Source organism: Senegalimassilia sp. (assembly GCF_977052095.1).
Map to the genome: position 1 here is coordinate 42,357 of NZ_CDRSTZ010000003.1, position 15,717 is coordinate 58,073.

14 protein-coding genes are annotated in these 15,717 nt (G+C 62.5%); 9 read left to right on the top strand and 5 right to left on the bottom strand.

Annotated elements, in window-relative coordinates; genetic code table 11:
- Positions 1-192 precede the first annotated feature (192 nt).
- Both ACWI6D_RS01190 and ACWI6D_RS01195 read left to right on the top strand, forming a co-directional pair.
- Entirely contained in the window at positions 193-1,005 is an 813-nt protein-coding gene (locus ACWI6D_RS01190) for a toxin glutamine deamidase domain-containing protein (protein ID WP_449133366.1), read from the top strand.
- Positions 1,006-1,036: 31 nt separating this feature from the next.
- Complete coding sequence (locus ACWI6D_RS01195) at positions 1,037-1,405, top strand: hypothetical protein (RefSeq protein WP_449133367.1); 369 nt, start codon at positions 1,037-1,039, stop codon at positions 1,403-1,405.
- Between the two features lie 337 nt (positions 1,406-1,742).
- Here the strand turns inward: ACWI6D_RS01195 and ACWI6D_RS01200 are convergent, their stop codons facing one another.
- The 3 genes from ACWI6D_RS01200 to ACWI6D_RS01210 are packed head-to-tail and all read right to left on the bottom strand — an operon-like array spanning position 1,743 to position 5,683.
- A complete protein-coding gene (locus ACWI6D_RS01200) occupies positions 1,743-3,875 on the bottom strand; it encodes a hypothetical protein (protein WP_449133368.1) in 2,133 nt (710 codons plus the stop codon).
- Positions 3,872-4,639, bottom strand: a complete 768-nt coding sequence (locus ACWI6D_RS01205) for an inositol monophosphatase family protein (protein WP_449133369.1) — start codon at positions 4,637-4,639, stop codon at positions 3,872-3,874. Before ACWI6D_RS01205 ends, ACWI6D_RS01200 begins: the two co-directional genes overlap by 4 nt.
- The gene (locus tag ACWI6D_RS01210; RefSeq protein ID WP_449133370.1) at positions 4,640-5,683 is read right to left on the bottom strand and encodes a DUF4062 domain-containing protein; all 1,044 of its coding nucleotides are present in this window, start codon (positions 5,681-5,683) and stop codon (positions 4,640-4,642) included.
- Between the two features lie 280 nt (positions 5,684-5,963).
- Between ACWI6D_RS01210 and ACWI6D_RS01215 the strand changes: the two genes are divergently transcribed.
- Positions 5,964-6,281, top strand: a complete 318-nt coding sequence (locus ACWI6D_RS01215) for a hypothetical protein (protein WP_449133371.1) — start codon at positions 5,964-5,966, stop codon at positions 6,279-6,281.
- Between the two features lie 26 nt (positions 6,282-6,307).
- Here the strand turns inward: ACWI6D_RS01215 and ACWI6D_RS01220 are convergent, their stop codons facing one another.
- On the bottom strand, positions 6,308-7,534 hold the full coding sequence (locus ACWI6D_RS01220; protein WP_449133372.1) for an OmpA/MotB family protein: 1,227 nt from the start codon (positions 7,532-7,534) through the stop codon (positions 6,308-6,310).
- A 331-nt stretch (positions 7,535-7,865) separates the two neighbouring features.
- Between ACWI6D_RS01220 and ACWI6D_RS01225 the strand changes: the two genes are divergently transcribed.
- A complete protein-coding gene (locus ACWI6D_RS01225) occupies positions 7,866-10,670 on the top strand; it encodes an AAA family ATPase (protein ID WP_449133373.1) in 2,805 nt (934 codons plus the stop codon).
- Positions 10,671-10,793: 123 nt separating this feature from the next.
- On the opposite strand, the gene ACWI6D_RS01230 is transcribed toward ACWI6D_RS01225, so the two are convergent.
- On the bottom strand, positions 10,794-11,255 hold the full coding sequence (locus ACWI6D_RS01230; RefSeq protein WP_449133374.1) for a hypothetical protein: 462 nt from the start codon (positions 11,253-11,255) through the stop codon (positions 10,794-10,796).
- Positions 11,256-11,462: 207 nt separating this feature from the next.
- On the opposite strand from ACWI6D_RS01230, the gene ACWI6D_RS01235 reads away from it, so the two are divergent.
- The 5 genes from ACWI6D_RS01235 (at position 11,463) to ACWI6D_RS01255 (ending at position 15,708) form a co-directional block, all read left to right on the top strand.
- A complete protein-coding gene (locus ACWI6D_RS01235; RefSeq protein ID WP_288285622.1) occupies positions 11,463-11,900 on the top strand; it encodes a YbjN domain-containing protein in 438 nt (145 codons plus the stop codon).
- Between the two features lie 133 nt (positions 11,901-12,033).
- Complete coding sequence (locus tag ACWI6D_RS01240) at positions 12,034-12,270, top strand: helix-turn-helix domain-containing protein (protein ID WP_302936464.1); 237 nt, start codon at positions 12,034-12,036, stop codon at positions 12,268-12,270.
- Positions 12,271-12,411: 141 nt separating this feature from the next.
- Positions 12,412-12,678 carry a DUF4160 domain-containing protein gene (locus ACWI6D_RS01245; RefSeq protein ID WP_129425301.1) on the top strand — a complete coding sequence of 89 codons (267 nt, stop codon included), beginning with the start codon at positions 12,412-12,414 and terminating at the stop codon, positions 12,676-12,678.
- Positions 12,679-12,687: 9 nt separating this feature from the next.
- Complete coding sequence (locus tag ACWI6D_RS01250; RefSeq protein WP_449133375.1) at positions 12,688-12,969, top strand: DUF2442 domain-containing protein; 282 nt, start codon at positions 12,688-12,690, stop codon at positions 12,967-12,969.
- Between the two features lie 120 nt (positions 12,970-13,089).
- Positions 13,090-15,708 carry a DEAD/DEAH box helicase gene (locus ACWI6D_RS01255; RefSeq protein WP_449133376.1) on the top strand — a complete coding sequence of 873 codons (2,619 nt, stop codon included), beginning with the start codon at positions 13,090-13,092 and terminating at the stop codon, positions 15,706-15,708.
- Positions 15,709-15,717 lie beyond the last annotated feature (9 nt).

The window sequence follows — 15,717 nt, forward strand, 5'->3', positions numbered from 1 at the left end:
CTTGCTTCCGTGTCTGCATTGTTGCCTTCGCGTTCGCGCGCCGTTGCGCAATGGGGCGCGTTGCCGGTCGACACAATGGGCGCCGGAAGGTGATTCGCTGAAGATAGAAGAGATGCGAGATGGCGAAAGCAATCGTCTGGCCTGCGAATTTGCCTTCCTTAGAGCTATTTGCGGACAAGGAAGGAGCGTGCGATGTCCGAATTCGATGACGTGGACGAGACGGACGGAGAGACCGACGAGACGGGCGCGGCCGATATCGAAGTAGGCGCGTGGTGCGTTGCCGGCCTGGTTGCGTTCGATGCGGCCGCCGGTCTTGACTTTCCCGATGAGCTTTCGAGCGGCGAAAGCGGGCTGGACCCCGGTGCGTTCGACCCCGGCGGGCAAGAGGTAGTGCCGGCAAACCAGGTGCTCAGCGTTCCCGATGAGACGGCAAGCCAAGCGGCGCAGCCGCTGAGTGAGTTCGACGAAACGCCGTCCGCTGCGCCGCCGCCCGGCTCGATCGACGAAGCGCTCGACGCCATGACGTACGACGAGCTTGTCGAGGCGCGCGAGCAGCTGGTCGTCGGCAAAGAAGTTTCCGAATATGAAAGCCTCATCAATGGCGTGAACCCGAACTTCGACCCCAACGTGGACAACGCGTACGCGCGCAATTGCGGCGGTTGCGCGTTCGCCACGTGGGAGCGGCTGTCGGGCATCGACCCGCAGGCGCAGGCCGATTGGCGCAACATCGGCACCATTGGCGGGATGGAGGAGGCGTGCGACATGCGTTTTGCGGATTGCGCGCCTGACCAGCTGGAACAGTTCGCGCGTTCGCAAGGTCCGGGCTGGCACGGCATGTGCGCCATGGAGTGGCCGCCCGACGGCGAAACCGGCCACTGGGTGAACCTGGCCACCAGCGAGACGGGCCACGTGTACGTGCTTGACAGCCAATGTGGCGAGGTCAGCCTGCTGCGCGACTACGTGCAGGAAAACCCGGCCATTCGCTATCACGTGAATGTGCGATAACCTAGGAAAACGAGCAAGGAAGGATGCAGTGATGAACACGAAATTGCCCAACAATCAACCCGAGGAGCGGGCTGCCGTTTTGGATGGGGCCATGCAGGCTGAGGCGGCGCAAAGCCAGCAGTGCGCGGTTGGGCACGCGGCCCGCGGCGCGGTCGAGTCCGCGGTTGCTCCCAGCGAGGCCATGCGCGCTGCGGCAGCGCAACGTTTGGGCTGCAACCCCAGTGACCTGCGCTTTAGCGAAGTTGGGCCGCAGGTGCCGGGCGCGTTTTTCTTCTCCGCCGGCCCGCGCCTTGGCGCGCCGCGTGTGCTGATTAGCGCTGCCGGCGAGCAGCTGTGGCGCCCAAGCGCCTACTCGCCCGCGCGTCACGTACGCGAATGGCTAGCGGGCCAGCGCAACTGACGTTTGCCGGTGGCGCAAGAGGCGGTTGGCTTAACGGCTTGTCTCAAATCGTTGCGATGGGGACCTCTATCGCGATTGCCGAACGTTGCGAAAACTGCGATTGTTAGCAAAAACTGCACGTTTTTTGGAGTAGAGGGGCAAGCGGGGAAGGAAAGGCAGGATTATCGTAGCTTTGATTCTTGAACTGTGCTATGAACGATGCAATTTCAGTAATGAACAAAGCATATCCAGCGTAGCTGATGCAAAGAACCGTGCATGATGGTTTCAAATTGCCCCGCTACTTCGAAAAAGTTGCAAAAAGTGAGGAAACCGAGAAAAATCCTGACGCTCGCTATGCCTATCTGCTGGGCGGGCGGTAGGTTTCGTTGATGACGGAGAGGCCGATGGATTGCAGTTTGCCGACGATGCCGCAGGCGAACGCGATGTCGTTGCGGGCGCGCGTGTCCCACAGCTTTGCGAGCGCGGCGTCGCGTGGGGCGTCGGCAGGCAGGGGCGCCGCGTCCGTCTCGGGCGTTTCGCACAGGCTTTCCCAGTCCAACAGGTACTCGTTGGCCCCGGTGGGTCGCGTGCCGTCCGCGTTGCGCTCGGCGTAGCGAAAGCCCAGCTGCTCGTGCAGCGCGCGCCAGCTTTCGTGCTCCCATTGGGCAACCAGCAGCATTTGCCCGCAGGTGAGCTGGCGCAGGCGCCGCGCGCGGTAACGGGGCAGGTTGGCAAGCTGTTCGGGAACCAGCGCGCAGCCCAGCCGTTCCACGTAGCTGAGGATGCCGTTTGCCTGACGCAGCCCCTGCTTGATTTTGACGGGGTCTTGCGCGAAGAAATCCCTGATGAGGTCGCTGCGGCTTGCGTTTGCCGTGTTGCACCAGTCGCCGTGGCACGCCAGGGCGATGTCGAATTTGCGCTTGGCCAGCACATACAGCGGATTTTGCGCCGCGCGCAGCTTGTCGACGGCGTCGCAGAAGCCGAAGCGTCCGAAGGCGGGCCCGCGATCATCGTTGCCGACTTCGGGGAAGCTTGTCGCGATGCGCGCCGACAACGTTGTCGGCGTGGCATGTGCGGAGGACGCGGCCGCCACATCATTGGGCGAATTCGCCATTTCGCCGCTAAGCGAATTCGGGGTTGCGTTTTCGCGCGACTCGGGAATGGCATCCTCGTTCATGTTGGTTTCGGTTGGGCGCGGTAGCGCTTGCGTTTTCGACTGCGCGCGCGTCATACCCGCCGCTTCGGCCAGCGCGGCAAGGTCGCTTTCGCTAAGCGGTCGAACGTCGAAGCAGCCGTAGCGGATGGCGAAAAATCCCATGCCCGGCAGGGCGCAAGCGGCGTCGATATCGGCTGCGCACAGCGAGCCAACGGTCTTTCCGCAAAGCGCACTGGCGGCTACAAGCAGAAGAAACCCCAGGTCAACAATCTGGTTCGTCAACATGGGCGCAGCAACGCCTTTCGCGCGCGCCCAGGCGCACAGCGTGTTATAGCACGCAAGCGTTGAGTAGTCCGACGGTCGGCTCGATGTAACCAGCGACTCGAAATCAATCAGCCCCGCGCGGATGTCGGCGGGCGCGTTTCCGTACGCGCGCACACACACGTTCGAGGGCTTCAAATCCAGATAAAAAGCGCCGTGCTCGTGCAACAGCGTCAGCTCGGCGCCGATGTCGAATGCGATTTTCGCAACCTGCCGTGTGCGCTCGGCGCTTCCGACGGGCGCAAGGCGAACCCCGCGTCGGCCAGCTTCGATATGCGGTGCCGCGGCCCCTTCGCCGATCATATCCGCCAGCGAAACGCCCAGGTCCTCTTCGACCAAACAGGGGAAAGCCGGGCGATTGTCCGGAGCGTTGCCTACGTTGTTGAAGCCTGCCGCATCGTGCGTCGCGTTGCCCGCAATGCTTGAGAGCGCGCTGTCGCTGCAAGCATCGCGCGCGTTCGCGGCGGCCGCTGCTTTGCTCGCATAGCTTCCGCCCGTCGTTCCATTCACGCTGTCATTCGCGCCGATGACCTGCGGTTTCTCGCGGTGGTACACGTCGAACACGCGCGGGCCGACCCCCAGGCTGTTCGCCAGCTCAAGCTTCTCGAATTCTTTCTCGAACGCCCTGCGGTCGCTGAAGAACGTGGCTACGACGGGAATGGCGTTCGCGCCGTCGGCGTCAACATAGCACGCGCGATACGTCTCCTTGCGTCGCGACGACACGAGCGGGCGAGCGTGTTCACCAAAGACAAGCCGCAAGCGTTCGCCGGCCGCATAATCGGCCCGCGACCAGCCCGTTTCCGTTTCGGTTTCCGCAGATTGCGAGCCCGCGGCACCGCCGCAGTCGGCTTCGGCGTCTGCCTCCGCTGTCAGCAACCCCGTAGCACTCTCGGTAGAGTCAACGCCACCGACACCCGCTCCTGCGGCTAGCGCGAAATCGCTCGCCAGCTCGCGCGCCCCAGCGCCCTCTTCCGCGGAAGGCCCCGCAGCGTTTTCGGCAGAACGCGCCCTCACTTCGCGGCCACGGCTTCCCGCAGAAACGCGTAGGCTTTCGGCGATCCGCACACGATGCTTTGCGGCGCGGCGTACTGCATGGGTGCGCCGTCCCAGTTGCTGGATTGCCCGCCGGCTTCCGCCAAGATCAGGCACGCGGCGGCGTAGTCCCATGGCTTCAGGCGCTTCTCGAAATACCCGTTGATGCGCCCGCACGCCACGAAACAGATGGCCAGCGCCGACGAGCAGATGCGCCGCAAATCCAGGCAGTGTTTGAACACGTTTTTCGCCACGTCGAACGCCACGTCGGCCTCGTGCTTGCGCGTGGAACCGGCGCCGAACTCGATAAGGCAGCCGTCCACCGGGCGGTCCACCACGGCGATGGGCGCGCCGTTCAGCGTGGCGCCGTGGCCCGCTTCGGCGCAAAACACCTCGTCAGAGAAGGGGTTGTACACCACGCCGAACACGGGGCGCTCGTCTTCCACCAGCGCCAGCGACACCGACGACATGTTGTAGCCGAACACCAGATTCGTGGTGCCGTCGATGGGGTCCAAAATCCAGCGCCGCCGCGCCAGCTCGCCGGGCTCCTCCTCTTCCGACATGAACCCGATCTCGGGGTGCAGCGCCCCCAGCTGCTGCTTCAGGTGCTCGCTGATGCGCAGGTCAACCTCGGTAACGAAGTCGGCCTCGCCCTTCATTTTCACCGACGACGCCAGCGCCTTGTCGAAGATGATGGGGCGGGTTGACTTGACGGCGTCGATGACGGGTGCGAAATCCATGCTCATTTAGGCCTCCTTGAGGGTTTCGAGCAAATCGGGGCATTCGGACGCAAGGAACCGGTTGAGCGCGTCTTCGGTTTCGAAAACGTACACCTCGCCTGACTTGCAGCTTTGCTTCAGGTTGTCGCGGCTGATGGCGTCGGCGAACGAACCGTCCAGCACGTAGCGGTCCTGGTGCGATGATACGCGAAAATCGTGGATGCCGCGCCGGTGACCTGCGGAAATCGAGAAGTCGCCAAACGTTTCGGCTATGCGCTTGTGCGCTTCGTAAATGCCGGTGAGCCGGCCGGCGTCGTAGGCGTATTCGGCGGTCCATTCCGTTTTGTTGCGGCCCAGGCGCGGCACTACGCGGCCGTCTTCGCCAAGCGCGGCCTTGTAGTTCACGGCGTCGGCGTGGATCATGCGTGGCGCGGTGGTCGAGCAGCTGAAGCGGATGGTGCCGATGCGTAGGTAGTCGGGCAGGCTTTGCGAAAGGTGCACGTGATGGTACGTTTTGCCGAACGCAAGCCCCGGCACGCCCTCGCGCGAGAAGCCGCGGATCCAGCCGGGCGTGGCGCCCGAGGATTTCGCGCCCTCGATGAACGTGGCCAGGCGCGTGCGCAGCTCGGTGACGCTTCCCACGGCGTTCACCGTGTTGCCGGCCAGGCTGTTCGCGAACGCCACTTGGCGGCGCGTCTGCGCGTCAAGCGTTGCGGGGTCCGCCGAAAGCGCGGCCGTGAGCTGGGGCAACTGGAACACGATGATCTTCTGCCCGTTTTCCTCGGCGTGCGCGAACGCGTAGCGCGCCTCAAGCTCGGTCCAGCTGGCGCACGTGCCGTCGGGCAGGTCAAGCACCGAACCGCTGCGGTCGGACAGCAGCAAGATGAAGTAGTCCGAGTCGTCGATCAGCTGCTCGATGTCGCGAAAGCCGTCTTTCGACTGGATGGTGAAGAACTCGGTGGAAATGGGGAAGGCGTCGAACGACAGCAGCACGTCAAGCACCGCGCGGCGCTCTTCGCGCAGCTCAGTGGGGCACGACACGAACGCGGTGTGCAGCTTCTTACTGGGCATCGGCGGCTCCTTGGGGCGAGGGCGCGACGGGCGGGCGGAGCGCGCCGTCAATCGCGGTTGTTTGACAGGTGAGTCCATGATAGCCGCTTGCGCCCGCAAGAGGTGCGACCTTGCGCGAATTGCCCGTCGCACCCGCCGATTGCCTGGCGAGCGCGACGCTATTCGTGACGAGAACCCTTGCGCTCGGGTTTCTTCGCGATGTTCGGCGCGATGGTGAAGCGAGGGGCGGTTGCGGCATTCGCCCGTCGTGACGAAGGGTCTTTTTGCCGAAGGGGCTGGGGTGGTCATGCCGCAGCCTCTTTGCCGCATTCAGGAGCGCGGAATTGTGGCCACTGTTGGACGGTTTTTCGAGTTCCTGAATTTGCGGTTGGGGTGCGTGGTTGCTGGGCATGGGCGTTTTCTAGTTTGTGAGCTTGTGACCTGGCGTTTTGCTTATTGCTGCAAGGCTATTCGTTGCGGCGTGCCTATGGTGCTTCGCGGTCGTTTCAGCTTCGGCGAATTATGTCCCCAATTCATTCAGCTTCTCGAGAAAGTGACCAACAGTGGCCGTTTTCTCGAGAAGCTGAATGTGGGTGAAGGGTTGAATAAGGTCGTCTAACGCGATGAGCAGGCTTCTATGGTTGCTCACGCTGCATGGAAGCGCAGGACCACTTTGCGGTCTTGGGCGGCTTGGGCTTCGCTGAAGGTGCCCGAGGCTAGCGACGTTGAGTCGCGGTCGCCGACGCCTGCGGCCGTGACCTGGGCCGGATCGATGCCTCGGGTGGTTAGGGCATCGGCTACGGCTTGCGCGCGGCGCGTGGAAAGCTCCATGCCATGGTCGGGGTACAGCTGCGAGGCGGCGGTGTGGCCTTCGACTTCAACGGTGTAACCCTGCTCGCGAACCTGCTCGGCGATGCTGCCGAGCAGCTCGTCTGCGGTTTCGGGGTCGGCGAAGGTTGCCTCGTCGCCGACGAACTGCAGCTGCGCGTCATCAAGGGTCACTTCGACGCTTTCACCAGGCGCAACGGTGGGAAGCGTTAGCGCATCGCTTTCGAACGCCATTACGGTGCATGTGGGAAGCTCGTCGTCGCAGCCAAGCGGGGTTAGCTGATCGGGTTCAACCACGGCCGTGCCGCCGCCTTCTTCCACTACGGCCGCAAGCAGCGCGGCGTTTTTGCCGGCAACGGAAGCGGGCATCGATTGATCGCCCGTGGCTTGTCCCAGGCCGTAAAAGTGTACGTCGATGCCGCTGAAGTTGCCGATGGCGTTCAGCTCGCGCAGCTGCGCGGCAACGTCGTGCGCATCGGCGGCCAACAGCTCGGGCGTGGTGGCCAAAAGGCCGGTGGTTGAAATGCCGGAAGCCACAACGCAGATGGCCTTGCGGTCGCCGACGGCGTTTGCCTGCAGGTCGGACGCTGCAGCGTTCAGTGCCGCCAGCAGGTTTACTTCGGGCTTGCTGGCGCGCAGGCTGCAAGCGTCCTTGAATACGGCTTTCGTGTTCGTGTCGGTCTCTTCGCGCTTGTTGGCCTTCGAGTTCGAGGTGGCCGTGTACACGGCGCCGTCCACGCTGCCGGCGGAGTCGACGGTTGACATGTAGCCGCAGCCTTCCACGGCGGCCTTCGCGAAAGCAAGCGCGTTGTTGGGAACGCGGAACGCCTGGCCTTGCGCGGCCGTTACCACCAGCGCTGCATCGGAGCATTCAACCTGGTCAGTGGGTACGGCAGATGTTTTCACGGTGTAGGTGCCCAGGGCTTGCGGTTCTTCGGCCTGCTGCCCGCAGCCGGCCAGCGGCGCCGTTGCCAGCAGCGCGCACAGCGCCACGGCCAGTGCGCGGCGGCGAACGGGGGAGGGGGTGCAAGACGTGCGTTTCATGATGGTCCTTTCGTTGCGGGTTTTCCGATGTCTGTACGGTAGCGACTGGGTTTTCGCCCCATTGCGCAACCGGTTTTCCGGCTGGGCCACGTTTCGGCTGCGGGGCGGGTCGTCTTGAGCAAATCCGGTTTCGTTGCTGCCGAGAGCTGTGTCCTCCGCTCGTTGCGCAACCGGATGCGCGGCTCGGCCTCGCACCGGCCGCTGGCTTGAAGTCTCGGGGCCTTTGCGCTGCTGTCATAATGCGGCGCGGCGTTCGGTCCCGTTGCGCAACGGTGTCAAACGTTTGCCGGTACCGTTTCCCCAGCAACAATGCCGAGGAAAGGAACCGATCATGGCGAAAACCCCTGTTGACGATGCGATCATCGTCGAGCACATCGCGAAGCTGCTTTCGGGTGCGGATGAGCCGACCGCTGCCGTTGGAGCGTCGGCAGCGGCTGCCGACGATGAAATCGAGCTGGTTGGGGCAACCGAGGACGCGGCTGACGTCAAAGGCGAACGCGACGCTTCCCCCTTGACGCCGCATGACGCCGCTGTGAACGCTTGGTCTGCGCGCTTCGGGGCGCTTGGCGTCAAGCTTTCCGCCGCTCTTTCCGCTTTGTGCACCAATCAGGACGACATCGAAGCCGCCGAGGAGCCTTTGCGCGCGCTTGCCTTGCTGCTGGAGAAGGCACCCGTTGCCGAAGACCAGCTTTGCATGCTCACCGACATGCAGTTGTCGCAGGTTGCGAAGCTGTGCCTGTCGGTCGGCGTTATCGAGCCCCAAGCTGCCGCAGAAGTTCGCAACTTGACGAAGAATCCGTCCGGCGATGGTCGCGCTCGCCTGCGCTGCGCGTTGGCGTTGTGCCGCGTGCCCGACCCGGGGCGCTCGCCTGTTGCGTTTGACGAACGCCGCTACGAAGCGGCATTTGCCGGTTTGCCGCCGTGCTATCGCGAGGATTTCGTCACCGCCGCCCAGGCCGTTCGCCGTTGCGCGGAGTCGGGACAACGCGTGGCGGTGCTGCTGAATGCGCCTTCGGGAGCGCCGGTTGACGATCTTGCTCGCGCGCTTGCAAGCTGCGTTTCGCGCGATGCGTTGCCGGCGTTGACCATCGATGCCGGTTCGTGTTCTTCCTCGCTTGACCTGATGGGGTGCGCGGCGCCGTTCTCGCAGGCAGCGCTGGGCATGGTTGCTCGTGGTTTGTTCGAGAGTGGGGAATGCGGCGTAATCGTGCGTAACGCCCACACTCTTGCGAATTTGAAAAAGTCTGACGGCGATCCGGTCCAGTTCCTGAAAACGCTGGCGCGCTGCGGCACTTTTCGCGATGCCTACTTGGGCATTCAAGCGAGGTTTTCGCAGCCGTTGATTATCGTTTGCGATGCCGCTTCGCGTGACAAAGGCTTTGCTTCGTGCTGTGCCGTCAGTGCTACGGTCCATGCGTTGACGTGTGACGAGAAGGTTGCCGAGGTGCGCCGCCAACTCGACGCTGCCAAGGTCGAATACGCCTTTGACCTGCCCGAATGCGTGGTTGACGGCTATTGCTTCGATGATGGTACCGAGTCGGTGACAAACTGCTGCCGCCTGCTCGCTGCATCTGCCGCGCAGCGCGAACAAGGCGTTGCGCTGGATGCGGAAGGCGTTGCGCAAATCCTTCCGGCGCCGAACGCAAATGACCCGCGCGTGTGGTACGGGCTGAAGCGCGCCGCGCTTTCCTCGGATGTCGACGATGTGGCGTGCGCGTTGCTGGCCTCGGCGCTTGACGACGCCGATCCCGCGAGCGAGCACGCGCGTCGCCGCTTGAAGGTGCTTCTGGATGCGGTCCCCGATGGTACGCGCTTGCCGACGCTCTCGAATGCCCAGGTCGTAGATGCAATTGAGCACACGCATCCGCTGCTTGGCGGCATCGAGGGCATGGCGAAGGCGGTCTCCGCAAGTTTGCGCGCCGCGCATCCGCGTCCGCTTCTGCTGGTAGGCCCTGCGGGAACGGGCAAGACCACGCTGTGCGAGTCGCTGTCGGGGGCGCTTGGCGGCGTGCCGTTCGCCAAGCGCGACTTCCCTGGCCTGTCCGCATCTGAGGTGTTCGGCTCCCGCAATGCGCCCGGTTTGCTGACCGAGGTGGCTGCCGCTCATGCCGGCGCGCCCGGCGTGCTGCTTATCGACGAGGTGGACAAGCCTAGCTGCTGCGACGCAACGGCCCTGCTTTCGCTGCTTGATGAGGGGCGCGTTGCCGATTCCTTCCTTAACGTGCCCGCGGACCTGTCACGCTGGTTGGTGGTGCTTACGGCCAATGACCTGGACAAAGTGTCGCCTTACCTTGTGGATCGCTGTACCGTTGTGCACGTGTTCGGCTACACGCCCGAGGCCAAGGTAGCCATCGCGAAGGCGGTGCTGGTGGAGCGCCTGGGCGAAAAGCTTGGCTTGCCGGGTATTAAAGTGAGCGACGATGCCTTGCGTCATTTGGCGCAACTTGATGACGCTGCCGGCTTGCGCGGGTTCGAGAAGCGCCTTGAGCAGCTGCTTGCTTGCGCCGGCGGCGACGGTCGCGTGGGCGTGCAACAGGCGCGTAAGCTGTTTCCGGCGCAGCTTGTCGCTACTAGCGGCGTGCGCGTAATCATGGGCCGCGGCGGATCTGCGGGCGGAGCGGCGCTTGCGTGCGTGGGTGCGGTGTCGGGCGAAGGCGCCGTTTCGTGTCTGTCCGACGTGCCTGCCGTGGGGCGCAACGTCAAGCTGGCGCAGGTTGCGCTGGCGCAGCTGCGCGTGTTCCCCAAAGGCGTGCAGCTGTTCCTTGCGGAAGCTGATGACCTGCAGGGATGCCATTGTCCGGACGCCATGCTCGGCTTCGCCGTGGCCTTGGCGCTGGCAGATGCCGGCTTGCCCGCCGAACTTGAACGCACGGCGTTTTTCGGCGCCGTGCGCCCTTCGGGCGAGGTTGCGCTCGACTCGTCCGATGTGTTGGAGAAAGCTCCGTTCATCGTTGCGCGCGCGGCGGCGTATGGCTGCGATGCGCTGGTGTGTCCCGTGTCATTTGCCACCGCGCCCGAGGCCAAGCGGGCTGCTGAGCATGCGCGCGTGGAACTTATCGGCGTTGCACGTTTGGAGCAGGCCGTCGAGTTCGCCAAAGACGCCGTGCAGCTGCACGAGCTGGTCATGACGCTGTAGAGGGAGCTGTGTCAGCCGATTCTCATGGATTAGGCCGTTGCCGGCTGCGGTACTCGAAGGCGGCGGGGCTTCGGCGCCGCTGCGGGGAAGGGGCGCCGAACTTCTCCAATGCCCCTTCCTTCTCTAGCTCTCTTGCTCTTTCTGACACGCTGTCGTACGTTGCGCGATGAAATCGGCGGCTTCCTCAAGGTTTTCGAAGTATGCAGCTCCGTTGCGTTTTACCAGCTCACCGGTCTGGCGCAACGCGCGTAGTTGGTGCGGCGTGAACTGCTTGCCGCCGTCAGGCGCCGCCAGCAGCACCATCACCGTGGAGGCGGGCCGCTTGTTCGAGTCGTCCACCGCTTCGGCAACTGAATAGCAGCCTTCCATCAGCGGGGTCAAGGCGTACAGCACGATATCGGCGTGCTCGCGTGCGTCAAGTTCGCGTGCACGCGCGGCTTCGTTCCATTCGCTCACAACGGGGTCGAAGTAATCGCAGGTCAAAAGCGGGATAATTCGGCTGCGCCATGTTGATCCGTTGCACGTGCCGCCAAGAAAAACAAGCGGCTGATGCGCCTTGGCCGTGTCGCTTGCAAGTTGTTCCATGCTTGGCGCTCCCGTCTCCCAATGTGCCTGCTCATCGGCAAAACTGCCTTGCAGGCTTCTCTTAATAAAGTGTAGCAGGTTGGCCTCGTCCGCGCCTTGCCGCCGTTGCGCAACGGCGGCGTTGGGCCGTTTGCATACTGATGTCAGCGGCAAGCAAGCTGAATCGGATTTGTCGCAGCAACGTTCCCACAGGAAGGGAGAGAAACAATGGCAACGGCAACACAGCTGCGCGAGGCGTTCGTCAAGGAACTTCGTCGCGAAGGCATGAAGTTCGAACTGTTGAGCGAAGAAGAGAACATCGTGGTGGTTCCCGTGAAAACGCGTGGCGTGAAGTTTATCGTCTTCGTCGACTTCGATGAAGATGGCGATGAGGCCGACGCGGTCAATTTCGTCGAGCCGTCAATTGCGCGCGTGGTTGACACGGCGAAAATTCCTGAAATCATCGTCAAGCTTAACCAGGTCAACAGCGATTATCGTTTCGCAAAGTGCTACCTCAACGACGCTCGAGATCGAGTTGCATGCGACTACAACTTGATTGTTGACGAGCGTAACGCCGGCCCCGTTTGCGTGCGCGCGTTGCGCATCGTCGTCTCTTGCGCCAGCCGCTATATCGAGGAACTGGGCGATTTGGTGAAGACGTCGTAGGCGACGGGTTTGCGCGCGGCCCTGCGGCTTTGCGGGTTGAGGCTTGGCGAAGTCGGACGCTGCGCGCTTGCTCGTCGCGAAGCATTTATCCGCTTCGCGTGGCATATGCAAGCTAGTCAAAAGGAGGCGCACTATGGGTTTTGGCGGTAATTCGCAGGTTCGTGGCGGGGCCGAGTTTCGCGCTTTGCGCGAGTACATGGGGCTGTCGGTGGAGGATTTTGCCCGTGTGACCTGCGCTTCGGTGAGCAAGGTTGTAGCTTGGGAAGGGCTTTCGGAGCACATTCCCGACAAGGTTTGGCGACTGGTGGACGAAGCGGTGGACGTGTTCGATAACCTGGTGGACGACCTTGCGGACGTAGAGGTTGCATAGTAGGTGCAACGAGCTAGTGCGAACGCTCGGCTTCATGCCGCGTCCAAGCAGGCGAAGGGTCCCGCCTTCAGCCCATACCACGTTCGCAAGATCCTCTTCATCACGGGAATGCGGCGCCGCGCCGCAGGGAAGGGGATAGTTGTGCCCGAACTCAGCCGTTTCTACGGGATTATCGTTACCATGTATGTAGAGGTTGGGAGCCCTCATTCGCTTCCGCACATTCATGCGAAGTATGCCGACAAGAAGGCGGTATACTCGCTCGAAGGGCAGGTGCTGCGCGGCGGTTTGCCAATAAAGCAGCACAAGCTTATGCAGGCATGGATTGCGCTGCATGAGCAGGAATTGCAAGACAATTGGTATCTCGCGTCGCATCGAAGCGATTGCTATCGAATCGAACCTTTGCGCTAAGGAGTGGCGGTGTGCTCTAGGGAATGGGATATTGGCTTAGACGTAGTGGCCGTTTGTGCCGATGCCAATCATACAGTGGTTGTAACCTGGACCGACGGCTTTGTCGGACGATTCGACGTGGCGTCATATCTTGAGCACTGTCCTGCTTCGTGGCAGCACGTGCTTGATGCTGGCTATTTCCAACAAGTTCGCATTGCGGAAACGGGTGATACCATCGAATGGCCCGAGGGCCAAGATGTTGCGCCTGAAACCTTATACGAACAGGCAATATCGATCGATGCTGCACGGTAGTTTGCTGCCGAAGGCGCTGCACGGATGCTCGGTTGCCGCAATCTGAAAGACCGCGCCGGGAAGAGCTAGCGGCGAATTAAACGCACGGCTCTTTAGGCTCACGATACAAGGGGATCCTTTATGGCTGATATTCATACATTCGAGGGCGAGGACATCGTCGAAACGCTCGCAGCGCAAGCCGAAGGGCATGAACCGGGGGAGCTTGGCGCGCTGGCGTACCACTTGTACGACACAAACCCCGACCTTACGGAAGAAGAGGCGTTCGAGGCGTTCACGGGCTGGGTTGCCGATCGCGGCATTGAGCTGTGGCCGCACCAGGAAGAGGCGCTCATGTCGCTTATGGTGGGCGACCACGTGATTTTGGGCACGCCTACAGGCAGCGGCAAAAGCTTGGTTGCGCTGGGCATGCATTTCATGGCCATGTGCTTTGGGGAGACGTCGTACTACACGGCGCCCATCAAAGCGCTGGTCAGCGAAAAGTTTTTCAGCTTGGTGGAACTTCTGGGCCGCGACAACGTGGGCATGATCACAGGCGATGTGCACATCAACACGGATGCCCCCATCATCTGCTGCACCGAGGAAATCCTGGCGAACCAAGCGCTGCGCGAAGGCCCTGATGCGCTTATCCACAGTGTCGCCATGGACGAGTTCCATTTCTTCAGCGATACCGATCGCGGTTGGGCGTGGCAGGTGCCGCTGCTTACGCTGCCGAAAACGCAGTTTTTGCTTATGAGCGCCACGCTAGGGGACGTCACGCAAATTGCCGATTTGCTGCGCCGTCAAACCACGCGCGACGTGTCGAACGTCATCGATGCCCCGCGTCCCGTGCCGCTGTCGTACGAGTATGCGCTCACCCCGCTTGAGGGCACGGTGGAGCTGGCGCTGCGCAAGAACGAGGGCCCGCTGTACATCGTGCACTTCTCGCAGGACGCGGCGCTTACCAGCGCTCAGAACCTTGCCAGCTATGGCGTGGCCACCAAGGAGCAGCGCGAAGCGGTGAAGGAAGCCATGAAGGGCGCGCAGTTCTCCACGGCGTTCGGCAAAACGCTCAAGCGCTTGCTGGGCTGCGGCGTGGGCGTGCACCATGCGGGCATGCTGCCGCGTTATCGCTTGCTGGTGGAAAAGCTGGCGCAACAGGGCCTGCTGCCCGTTATCTGCGGCACGGACACGCTGGGCGTGGGCATCAACGTGCCCATCCACACCGTGGTGCTGACGCAGCTTACGAAGTTCGACGGTCGCAAGATGCGCCGCCTGCGCAGCCGCGAGTTTCACCAGATTGCCGGTCGTGCGGGTCGCTCCGGCTTCGACACGGAAGGCGTGGTCATAGCCGAGGCACCCGAGCATGAAATCGAGAACCATAAGGCCGAGGTGAAGGCGGCGGGCGATCCGAAGAAGCTGAAGAAGATCAAGAAGAAGCGTCCGCCCGAGAACTTCGTCAACTGGAACGAGGACACGTTCAAGAAGCTGGTCGATTCCGTGCCCGAGCAGTTGACGCCGCGTATGCGCATCACGCATTCCATGGTGCTTGCCGAGGTTGAGCAAGGTGGCAACGCCCGTGCTCGCGTTGACCAGCTTATCGATGACTCGCTGCAGCCCGACGAGGAAAAGGTGAAGCTGCACGTGCGCGCCGCCGAGGTTCTGCAAACGCTCATCGATGCCGGTGTGGTCGTGCACGATGTGGATGAAAATGGCCAGGACGCATATTCCGTCACCATGGATTTGCCGGAAGATTTCGCGCTCGATCAGCCGCTGTCGCCGTTTTTGCTGGCGGCGCTGGAGCTGCTTGACCCTGAAAGCCCCGAGTACGCGTTCGACCTGGTTTCCATGGTCGAGGCAACGCTGGAAGACCCGCGTCAGGTGCTGCGTGCGCAGGAACGCAAGGCGCGCGACGCGGCTATGGCGGAGATGAAGATGGATGGCGTGGACTATGACGAGCGCCTAGAGCGCATCGCCGAGGTCACGTATCCTAAGCCGCTGGAAGACCTGCTTGATGCGGCATTCGGCAAGTACTGCGATGCAGTGCCGTGGGCGCGTGATTACTGCCTGCGTCCGAAGTCGGTGCTGCGCGATATGCTGGAAAGCGCGGCCGACTTCAAGGGCTACATCCAGAAGCTGGGCATCATGCGCTACGAGGGCATTTTACTTCGCTACCTGTCCGAGGCATTCCGCGGCCTTGACCGCACCATCCCCGAGGACAAGCGCACCGAGCAGCTGAAGGACATCATCGCTTGGCTGGGCTTGGTTGTGCGCAGCGTTGACAGCAGCTTGGTGGACGAGTGGGAAAACGCCGGGTCGGTGCTTGATGCGGCGCCGCCCGATGCAGCGGGTGCTGAAGCGGTGGTGCATGATCGTCGCGGTTTGACCGTGCTGGTGCGCAACGCCCTGTTCAGCCGCGTGCGCATGGCGGCTCATCGCGATATCGCCGGCTTGGGTGAAGCGGATGGCGAGTGGGGCTTTGGCGAGCGCGCATGGGCTCAAGCGTTGGATGAGTACTATGAGGCGCATGAAGAGATTCTGCTGGACGCCGATGCGCGGTCGAAGGCGTACCTCATCCTGAACGAGGCCGACGAGGAAGAAGCGCATGTGTGGCATGTGCGTCAAATCTTCCACGACGAGGATGGTGACAACGATTTCGCCATTGCGGCCGATGTCGATCTGGACGCCACGCAGGCCGGCGACGGGGTCGTGTTCAAGGACTACCGCGTGGGCTTTGCTGAAGACTTGCTGGGCGAATGGTAGGTTTGGCGG